We start from the raw sequence: 8,723 nt of genomic DNA on the forward strand, positions 1-8,723 counted from the left end.
CCGGCGCCACCGGCCGCGCCACCGGCGGCGGGAGCACCCGCCGCGGCGGGCGGGACGGCGGCCACCGGGGCGGCCGAGGCCCCGGGCACGGCGGGCGTCGGCTGGACGCCCATGCCCAGCGGCGGGGTACCGAGCGAGGACTGCCCGCCGACCGGGCCGAGCCCGGCCGAGGCCGCGGCGGAGCCGCCCGGACCGCCGGACCCGCCGGAGGCCCCGTGGCCACCGGCCGCGCCCGGCGCCGAGGACTCGTGCCGCCCCCAGCCGGTGCCGGCCGACGGACCGTCGGCGAACGCCGAGGAGAGGCCGCTCTGCGGCGGGGCCACCGCCACCGAGTCGGTGTGCAGGGTCCCCGCGGTGCGGTGGACCGGGCGGTCGTCCTCGTAACGGTCGGACCCGCCACCGGGGTTGCCCGGGTCCAGGTCCACCGAGACCACGGTCCGCGGCTGGGTGCCGCCGCCTCCGCCGTTCCCGCCGCCCTGCCGCCAGGGGTCCTGCTGGTGGGACTGGCCGTGGCCGCTCCGGTCGGAGGGGTCGTCGTAGCGGGAGTCGTAGGGGCCCACCCCGGCCGAGACCGGCCCGGCCTGCACCTGGACGCCGCCCCGGCCGCCGGCGTACTCGTCGCCCTGGCCGTAGCCGCCGCCGTTGCCGTGCCCCTGGCCGTTCGCGCTCCCGTTGCCGGTACCGACGCCGACGCCGTTGCCACCGGCGTGCACGTCCGCCTCCAGGCCGCCCGGCCCGATCTGCACGTCCGCCCCGACCCCGCCGAGGTCGAGCCCCAGGCCCAGCCCCGGCTTCTTGCCGTGCTGCGTCTCCGGCCCGGCCGTCCGGCCCTGGTCGTCGACCATCACCACGTTCCCGCTGCGGTCGGTCACCAGCTCGCCCGAGCGGTCCACCTTGGCGGTGTGCCCGTCGCTGCCGCGCACCGGGCGGCCCTCGCGGTCCAACACCACCACCTCGCCGTCGGTGCCGGTCACCGGCTTGCCGTCCCGGCCGAGCGCGACGGTCACCCCGACGGCCGCGATCAGGCCTCCGGCGCCGACCACCACCAGCGCGCCCGTGGAGTCGCGCAGCGGCTTGCCGTCGCTGCCGCAGGCCACGCCCACCACCGGCTTGCCGTCCTCGCCCACCACGGCGACCTTGCCGTCCGGGCCGACCAGCGGCTTGCCGTCCTCGCCGACCTGGGGGACGACGCCGTCGACGCCCTCCACCCGGTTGCCGCTCTCGTCCACCAGCACCGGCCGGCCCTGACGGTCCGTCACCACCTCGCCGTCCCGGCCGACCACCGCCGACAGCCCGCGCACCTTGGCCACCGCCCGGCCGCCGAGCAGCGCGCCGGCCGCCGCACCGCCACCGGCGGCCGAGGCGGACCGGGCCACCTGGTAGCCGTCGGCCTCGGCGATCCGCTGCAGGGTGGTGACGGCGGGCTCCTTCAGCGCCTGCTGGAGCCCCTCCTTCATCTCCCGGCCGAGCTCCTCCAGCAGGTTGCCGACCTTGTGCTTGGCCAGCTCCACCGCGACCTTCTCGCCGACCCCGACCACCGCGTCGGCCACCGCGCCGCCGATCGCGCCGAGCACGGCACCGGCCGCGGCCTCGATCTTCTCGGCCAGCTTGATCTCCTCGGCCAGCTCGCGCAGCACCGCGATGATCTCGCCCTTGCAGGAGTCGACCGCCCGGGCCGCCCGGTCGAAGGCGCCGGCCAGCAGCTCGGCGGCACCGTGCGCGTCGTCCAGACTGCCCCGGCCGCCACCGGCGAAGCCGCGCCAGTGCTCGGCGAAGGCGTCCACCGCCCGGCCCTTGTTCTCCCCGGTGACCCGCTGCGCGGAGTCCCCGCCCCGGCGGCCGATCCGGTCGGCCTCGGCGCCGAACTCACGCCAGACGCCGGCCGCGCGGCGCAGCCCCTCCTCGTCGGCCTGCGGCCACTGGTGGCCCAACCTGGCCAGCACCGGGGCGAGTTCCTCGGGCACGTTGCGGGACACCGGGTCCCTCCTTCTTCCGGTCGAGCGGGACGTTCAGCAGGACAGTCCGTTCGGCCGCGACGCGCGGCGGGGAACGGAGACGAACACGAGCGCGGGCCCGCTGCGGTTCCCCGCGCGGGCCGCACCCGACGGTGCGTCAGTGCTTCGGCGGGGCCACCGGCGCCACACCGGGCTGCACTCTGCCCAGGTCGGCGCTGACGTCGCCGTCCGTCCGCTCGGCCGATTCGGCCATCGTGTTGAGGTTGGCGCCGACCTGGCCCAACCGGCCCGCCAGGCCGTTCAGCCCGGCCAGCAGCATGCCCTGCGCCTCGGTGTAGAGCGCGCCGAAGCCACTGCCGGGGGCGTCACCGCCCCAGGGCGTGCCGAGCCCGGCCATGCCCTGCTCCAGGGTCTTGGCCGCACCCTCGAAGTCCTGCGAGATCTTGCCGAACTCCCGGCCCTCGCCGCGCACTTCCCACGGCTTGATCAGGAAGTCACCCGAACCACTCGTACTCATCCGCCCACTCCCCCAGTGCCCCCGTGCGAATACCAGGCAGTCATCCTAGGCCCAGCCCGCCCGCTCACCGCAGGGCACGTGCGGCTTTCTCACACGGGCTTCACCGGTGACGGGCCCGTCACCAGGGATCATCCGGCCGAGGCCATACCCTTACCGGGTGGCAGCAGAGAGCAAGCAGAGCGACAAGCAGGGCAAGCACGGCAAGAAGAAGCCGAAGGCCGACAAGCCCACCAAGAAGACCGACCTCGGCATGCCGGGCATGCGGCCCGAGGTCCCGCTCGACTTCGCCCGGGCCTGGGTGGAGTTCGCCGACCCGGCCGACGAGGAGCAGGTCTTCCGCTGCGACCTGACCTGGCTCACCTCCCGTTGGAACTGCATCTTCGGCCAGGGCTGCCAGGGCATCCGGGAGGGCCGGGGCGAGTCCGACGGCTGCTGCACGCTCGGCGCGCACTACTCGGACGAGGACGACGAGCAGCGGGTGGCCGGGCACGCCGCCCGGCTGACCCCGGAGATCTGGGAGAACTTCGAGCACGGCACCGACGCCAAGGGCCGGATCGTGCTCGACGGCGGCATCACCATGTTCGACGAGGACGGCGACCGGCAGACCCGCCGGATCGACGGCGCCTGCCTGTTCCGCAACAGCCCCGGCTTCCCCGGCGGCGGCGGCTGCTCGCTGCACATCCTGGCCCTCCAGGAGGGCCGCGAGCCGCTGGAGACCAAGCCGGACGTCTGCTGGCAGCTGCCGGTGCGCCGCACCTACGACTGGATCGACCGTCCGGACGACAGCCGCTACCTCCAGGTCTCGATCGGCGAGTACGACCGCCGCGGCTGGGGCCCGGGCGGCCACGACCTGCACTGGTGGTGCACCGGCAGCCCGGACGCGCACCAGGCGGCCGACCCGGTCTACGTCTCGTACCGGCCCGAACTCACCGAGCTGATGGGCTCCGAGGGCTACGCGGTGCTGGCGGAGCTGTGCGAGCAGCGGATCAGGACCGGCATCGCGGTGGCCCCGCACCCGGCCGACCCGCAGGGCTGACGGGCCGGGCCGACCGACCGTCAACTCCGGTGCCCCGCCCTGCGGGTGGGGCACCGGGCGGTCACTTGTCGATGTCGCCGACCACGAAGAACATCGAGCCCAGGATCGCCACCATGTCGGCGACCAGGGTGCCGGGCAGCAGCTCGGTCAGGGCCTGGATGTTGTTGAACGAGGCGGAGCGCAGCTTGAGCCGCCAGGGGGTCTTGTCGCCCCGGGAGACCAGGTAGTAGCCGTTGACGCCGAGCGGGTTCTCGGTCCAGGCGTAGGTGGCGCCCTCGGGGGCCTTGAGCACCTTGGGCAGCCGCTGGTTGACCGGGCCGGGCGGCAGCCCGGCCAGCCGGTCCAGGCAGGCCTCGGCCAGGTCCAGCGAGTTGACGGCCTGTTCGAGCAGGCACTCGAAGCGGGCCAGGCAGTCGCCCTCCTCGCGGACCGCGACGTGCAGCACGTCCGCCAGCTCGCCGTACGCCAGGTAGGGCTCGTCCCGGCGCAGGTCGAAGTCCAGGCCGCTGGCCCGGGCGATCGGGCCGCTCACCCCGTACGCGAGCGCGTGCTCGCGGGAGAGCACGCCGACCCCGGCGGTGCGGCCGCGGAAGATCTCGTTGCCGAGCACCAGGTCCTCGAAGACCGGCAGCTGCGCGCGGACGCTGCCGACCGCCGTCCGGCAGCGGCCCAGCCAGCCGGCCGGGAGGTCCTCCTTGAGGCCGCCGACCCGGTTGAACATGTAGTGCATCCGGCCGCCGCTGGCCTCCTCCAGCACGTGCTGGAGCTCCTCGCGGCCGGTGAAGGCGTGGAAGACCGGGGTGATCCCGCCGAGCTCCAGCGGGTACGAGCCGAGGAACATCAGGTGGTTGAGCACCCGGTTCAGCTCGGCCAGCAGGGTGCGCAGCCAGACCGCCCGCTCGGGCACCTCCATGCCGAGCATCCGCTCGACCGCGAGGACGACGCCGAGCTCGTTGGAGAAGGCCGACAGCCAGTCGTGCCGGTTGGCCAGCATGATGATCTGACGGTAGTCGCGGGCCTCGAAGAGCTTCTCCGCGCCGCGGTGCATGTAGCCGACCACCGGCTCGGCGGCCACGATCCGCTCGCCGTCCAGCACCAGCTTCAGCCGCAGCACACCGTGCGTGGACGGGTGCTGCGGGCCGATGTTGAGCACCATGTCGGTGGTGCCCAGCTCGCCGACAAGATTCTCGGCACCCGCACCGACGCCGACCGTGGTCTCCCTCATGAGGGGAGAGTCTGCCATCCCGGCAGCCCCGCCAGGCTCTCCGGTACCGGCATGCGGACGGCCTGGGCCAGCCAGCCGAAGGCCCCGAGGCCGGACGGGTCGGTCAGCTCCGCCCCCTCCCCGGCCCCGCCCAGCGCCCGCAGGTACGCCACCGGATCGGTGGACGCCAACGCCAGCGGCGGGCGCGCCCCGTGCACCCCGAGCGCCCGCAGCGCCTCCCGCTGGGTCGTCCACAGGCTGTGGAGACCCGGCACCGCCACCGCGTCCAGCGCCACGTGCGCCGTCACGTCGCAGGAGCCGTCCGGCACCGGCCGCACCTCGCGGCCGCCCCGGAAGCCGGTCAGGGTCTCCCCGTACGGGCGGGTGGCCCGGGTGTGCGCGTAGTCCACCGCGACCGCCAGGCCCCGATCCAGCGCACCGACCGCCCCCGCCCAGGCCGCGTCCCGCGGCCCGCCGAGCTCCACCACCTCGCCCTCGGGCCACCACCTCGCGGCCCACGCCGCGTCCTCCGCCCCGACCTCCGCACCGGGCCGCCGCTCGCCGGCGGCGGTCACCTCCTGGTAGCGCAGCCGCCCGTCCTCGCCGCGCTCGGCCAGGTCCAGCGGCACGTTGTCCAGCCACTCGTTGGCGAACAGCAGACCCGACACCCCGTCAGGCACCCGGTCCGTCCAGACGATCCGCGGGTCCGTCCCGGCCGGCCGCTCCGCCAGCTCCACCGCGTACGGGCGCAGCCGCCCCGCCAGCTCAGGCCCCACCACCGCCAGCACGCCGGCCAGCAGTTCCCCCCGCCCGGCCCCGACGTCCACCAGCGCGAGCTCCGCGGGGCGGCCGAGCGCGGCGTCCGTCTCGGCCAGCAGGCGGGCCACCGCCGCCGCGTACCTCCCCGAGGCGTGCACCGAAGTCCGGAAGTGCCCGGCCGGGCCCTCCGCCCTGCGGTAGAACCCCTGCGGGCCGTACAGCGCCCGCTCCATGGCCTGCCGCCAGGGCGTCCACTCCGCTTCGTGCTCCATACGAGGACGCTATCCCGCTCCGCGGGACCGCTCTGCGGGACCGCTCGGCAGGGCAGCGACCCAGGGGCGCGGGGAACTGCGCGAGGCGGAAGGAGGTGACCCGTGTGCCGGGTACGGACACTCACTTGCAAGTGGTTCTCCGTACCCGGCACACCGGCCCGCACCTTCCGATTCGCGCAGTTCCTCGCGCCCCTTGCCGCCCTCCGGGCGGCCCGAGGGCGGTCCGGGGCGGCCTTGGACCCTGCCCCTCCGTGTACCTCCCTCTCCACCCTGCGGAGTAGGGCGGATCGCCCTCACGGCTGACCTGGTGGGCTTCCCCGACTGCCTAGGCTTGACCCGTGCATCGACTCAACGCCTGGTTCCGCCGCCACCCGATGGTGGTCGACTCCGCCTGGGCACTGTTGCTCTTCCTGGTCTGCCTGCTGGGATTCGTCAGCGGGGACCAGCGGGAGAGCCTGGTGCTCGGGGCGGTGATGGCCTGGCTGATGGTCTTCCGCCGCAAGTACCCGGACCTGACCACCGTCGCGGTCGTGCTGCTCGGCCTGAGCCAGCTGGCCGCCGGGATCGACCCGCAGGTGGAGAGCGTGGGGTACCTGCTCTTCGCCTACACCGGTGCGGCCTTCGGCAGTCCCTGGATCTCCCGGCTGTCCTTCGTGGTCGGCCTGGCCGCCGGGCCGCTGGCCGCCGTCCGCTTCGGGGCCGCCGCCTCCGAGAACGTCAGCACGCCCGAGCGCGTCTTCCTGGCCGTGCTGATGTCCACGCCGTTCGTGCTGTGCTGGGCCTGGGGCCGGCTGACCAGGGTGCGCCGCGCGTACCTGGTCGAGCTGGAGGACCGGGCCGCCCGGCTGGAGCGCGAGCGGGACGCCCAGTCCAAGGTCGCGGTGGCGGCCGAGCGGGCCCGGATCGCCCGCGAGCTGCACGACGTGGTGGCGCACAACGTCTCGGTGATGATCGTTCAGGCCGACGGCGCCGCCTACGTGCTGGACAACTCGCCGCAGCAGGCCAAGGAGGCGCTCTCCACCATCGCCTCGACGGGCCGTCAGGCCCTGGTCGAGATGCGCCGCCTGCTCGGGGTGCTGCGCACCACCGACACCCAGGACGAGTACGTCCCGCAGCCCGGCGTGGCCGAGCTCCCCGAGCTCCTCGACCAGGTCCGGGTGGCCGGCCTCCCGGTCGAGTACGCGGCCACCGGCGAGGTCCAGGAGCTGCCCCGGGGCGTCGAGTTGACGGTGTACCGGATCGTTCAGGAGGCGCTCACCAACGTCCGCAAGCACGGCGGCCCGGACGCCCGGGCCAAGGTCGCGGTCGACTTCCGGGACCGCGAGCTGGAGGTCCTGATCGAGGACGACGGCCGCGGCTCCACCGCCGAGCAGCTGACCGCCGGTGGTACCGACGGGCAGGGCCATGGTCTGATCGGCATGCGCGAGCGGGTCGGCATGGTCAGCGGCAGCCTGGACGTCGGGCCGCGGCCCGGCGGGGGCTTCCGCATCCGCGCCGTGCTCCCCTACAAGACCACCAAGTGAGGACCGCAGCTGTGACCATCCGGGTGATGCTGGTCGACGACCAGGAACTGCTCCGCACCGGCTTCCGCATGATCCTGCAGTCCCAGGGCGACATCGAGATCGCCGCCGAGGCCGGCGACGGCCAGCAGGCCCTGGAGGTCCTCGCCCGCACCGAGGTCGACGTGATCCTGATGGACGTCCGGATGCCGCGGCTGGACGGCGTCCAGGCCACCCGCCGGATCTGCCTGGACGAGGCCGGCTCCCCCGTCCCCGGCGCCCCGCACGTCCTCATCCTCACCACCTTCGACCTGGACGAGTACGCCTTCGCCGCGCTCAAGGCCGGGGCCAGCGGCTTCCTGCTCAAGGACGTCCCGCCCACCGAGCTGGTCGCCGCGATCCGGTCCGTCCACGCCGGCGACGCGGTGGTCGCCCCGACCACCACCCGCCGCATGATCGACCGCTTCGCCGACGTCCTCCCCCACCCCCACTCCACCCCCGGCTCCCCCGTCCTGGCCCCCCTCACCGAACGCGAGCGCGAGGTCTTCCTGCTGGTCGCCCAGGGCCTCTCCAACGGCGAGATCGCCACCAAGCTGACCCTCTCCGAAGCCACCGTGAAGACCCACGTCGGCCGCATCCTCGCCAAGCTCAACCTCCGCGACCGCGTCCAGGCCGTCGTCCTCGCCTACGAGGCCGGCCTGATCCGCGCGGGCGCCACCGACTGACCGTCAGGCGGGCGAGACCACGGCCAGACCGATCGCCTCGGCGGCCGAGCGCAGGCCCTTGTCGTAGGTAACGAACCAGCGCAGGCCGAGTCCGAGGGCCAGCGCGCTCGCCAGGTGCACCGCGTCGGGCGTGCGGAGGCACGGCGCCTCGATCGCACCCGCCCGGTCGAGCAGCTCGGGTCCGACGGTGACCTGGTCGACCTCTGCCAGCACCGCCCGGGCCTCGGCCAACTGGGCGGCGAACGCCTCCTGACTGACCGACAGACGCCCGTGCGGGTCATGGTTGGCCCGCCGGACGACCCGGATCACCTCGGTCCTGGCGAGCTCCGAGGTGACCGACTCCAGGTCGGCGTGCTCGTCCAGGAACCGCCGCAGCGCCGGCGAGTCGGTCTCCTCGCGGATCAGCTTCACCAGCGCGCAGGAGTCCAGGTAGATCACGTGCCCTCCCCGTCCCGCAGCTCCCGCACCACCTCGGAGAGCGGCCGCCCGGCCTCCGCCGACGGCTGCGCGGACCGGCCCGCGAGACTGCTCGACCGGCCGAGCCGCAGGACGCCTCCCGCGACCAGCTCCTGCCGCAGCTGGTCCTCCGGAGCCGCCGGGACCAGCCAGGCGACCACCTTGCCCCGGTCGGTCACCCGGGCGGCCTCGCCGCTCTCGACCAGCTCCTTCACCACGGCGCCGGGGTTGCGCAGGTCGCGCAGGGGCACCACCCGTGCGGTCCGGCGTTCCCGGGCCAGCGGCCTCGGCGAGGTGGCG

General features: G+C 74.6%; 9 protein-coding genes. 3 read left to right on the plus strand and 6 right to left on the minus strand.

Annotation, left to right across the window (positions count from 1 at the left end):
* Together ACZ6ZR_RS33295 and ACZ6ZR_RS33300 are read right to left on the minus strand one after the other, a co-directional pair.
* The coding region (locus tag ACZ6ZR_RS33295; RefSeq protein WP_465648833.1) for a WXG100-like domain-containing protein at window positions 1-1,976 on the minus strand (1,976 nt) is incomplete at its 3' end.
* A gap of 136 nt (window positions 1,977-2,112) precedes the next feature.
* Window positions 2,113-2,472 (minus strand): hypothetical protein, encoded by a 360-nt coding sequence (locus tag ACZ6ZR_RS33300; protein WP_465648834.1) that lies wholly within the window; start codon window positions 2,470-2,472, stop codon window positions 2,113-2,115.
* 250 nt (window positions 2,473-2,722) lie between these two features.
* On the opposite strand from ACZ6ZR_RS33300, the gene ACZ6ZR_RS33305 reads away from it, so the two are divergent.
* Window positions 2,723-3,508, plus strand: coding sequence for a DUF3109 family protein (locus ACZ6ZR_RS33305; protein WP_465648915.1), 786 nt, complete (start codon window positions 2,723-2,725; stop codon window positions 3,506-3,508).
* 61 nt (window positions 3,509-3,569) lie between these two features.
* Here ACZ6ZR_RS33305 and ACZ6ZR_RS33310 read toward each other — a convergent pair whose 3' ends face one another.
* Together ACZ6ZR_RS33310 and ACZ6ZR_RS33315 are read right to left on the minus strand one after the other, a co-directional pair.
* Window positions 3,570-4,733 carry an NADH-quinone oxidoreductase subunit D gene (locus ACZ6ZR_RS33310; protein ID WP_465648836.1) on the minus strand — a complete coding sequence of 388 codons (1,164 nt, stop codon included), beginning with the start codon at window positions 4,731-4,733 and terminating at the stop codon, window positions 3,570-3,572.
* Window positions 4,730-5,743 (minus strand): SAM-dependent methyltransferase, encoded by a 1,014-nt coding sequence (locus ACZ6ZR_RS33315; protein WP_465648838.1) that lies wholly within the window; start codon window positions 5,741-5,743, stop codon window positions 4,730-4,732. Before ACZ6ZR_RS33315 ends, ACZ6ZR_RS33310 begins: the two co-directional genes overlap by 4 nt.
* Window positions 5,744-6,081: 338 nt before the next feature.
* Here ACZ6ZR_RS33315 and ACZ6ZR_RS33320 point away from each other — a divergent pair, with 338 nt between their 5' ends.
* The gene (locus ACZ6ZR_RS33320; RefSeq protein WP_465648840.1) at window positions 6,082-7,266 is read left to right on the plus strand and encodes a sensor histidine kinase; all 1,185 of its coding nucleotides are present in this window, start codon (window positions 6,082-6,084) and stop codon (window positions 7,264-7,266) included.
* 11 nt (window positions 7,267-7,277) lie between these two features.
* Entirely contained in the window at window positions 7,278-7,967 is a 690-nt protein-coding gene (locus ACZ6ZR_RS33325; protein WP_465648842.1) for a response regulator, read from the plus strand.
* Between the two features lie 3 nt (window positions 7,968-7,970).
* Here the strand turns inward: ACZ6ZR_RS33325 and ACZ6ZR_RS33330 are convergent, their stop codons facing one another.
* Both ACZ6ZR_RS33330 and ACZ6ZR_RS33335 read right to left on the minus strand, forming a co-directional pair.
* Window positions 7,971-8,405, minus strand: coding sequence for a type II toxin-antitoxin system VapC family toxin (locus ACZ6ZR_RS33330; RefSeq protein ID WP_465648843.1), 435 nt, complete (start codon window positions 8,403-8,405; stop codon window positions 7,971-7,973).
* Window positions 8,402-8,723 (minus strand): hypothetical protein (locus ACZ6ZR_RS33335; protein WP_465648845.1); only part of this gene is annotated, 322 nt, incomplete at its 5' end. The genes ACZ6ZR_RS33335 and ACZ6ZR_RS33330, both read right to left, overlap by 4 nt.

The organism is Kitasatospora sp. NPDC088742, from assembly GCF_055584905.1.

Bases quoted from the DNA above. Each gene is read 5' to 3' on its own strand.
- ACZ6ZR_RS33300 (WP_465648834.1), bottom strand. From the start codon at position 2,472: ATGAGTACGAGTGGTTCGGGTGACTTCCTGATCAAGCCGTGGGAAGTG.
- ACZ6ZR_RS33315 (WP_465648838.1), bottom strand. From the start codon at position 5,743: ATGGAGCACGAAGCGGAGTGGACGCCCTGGCGGCAGGCCATGGAGCGG.
- ACZ6ZR_RS33305 (WP_465648915.1), top strand. From the start codon at position 2,723: ATGCCGGGCATGCGGCCCGAGGTCCCGCTCGACTTCGCCCGGGCCTGG.
- ACZ6ZR_RS33310 (WP_465648836.1), bottom strand. From the start codon at position 4,733: ATGAGGGAGACCACGGTCGGCGTCGGTGCGGGTGCCGAGAATCTTGTC.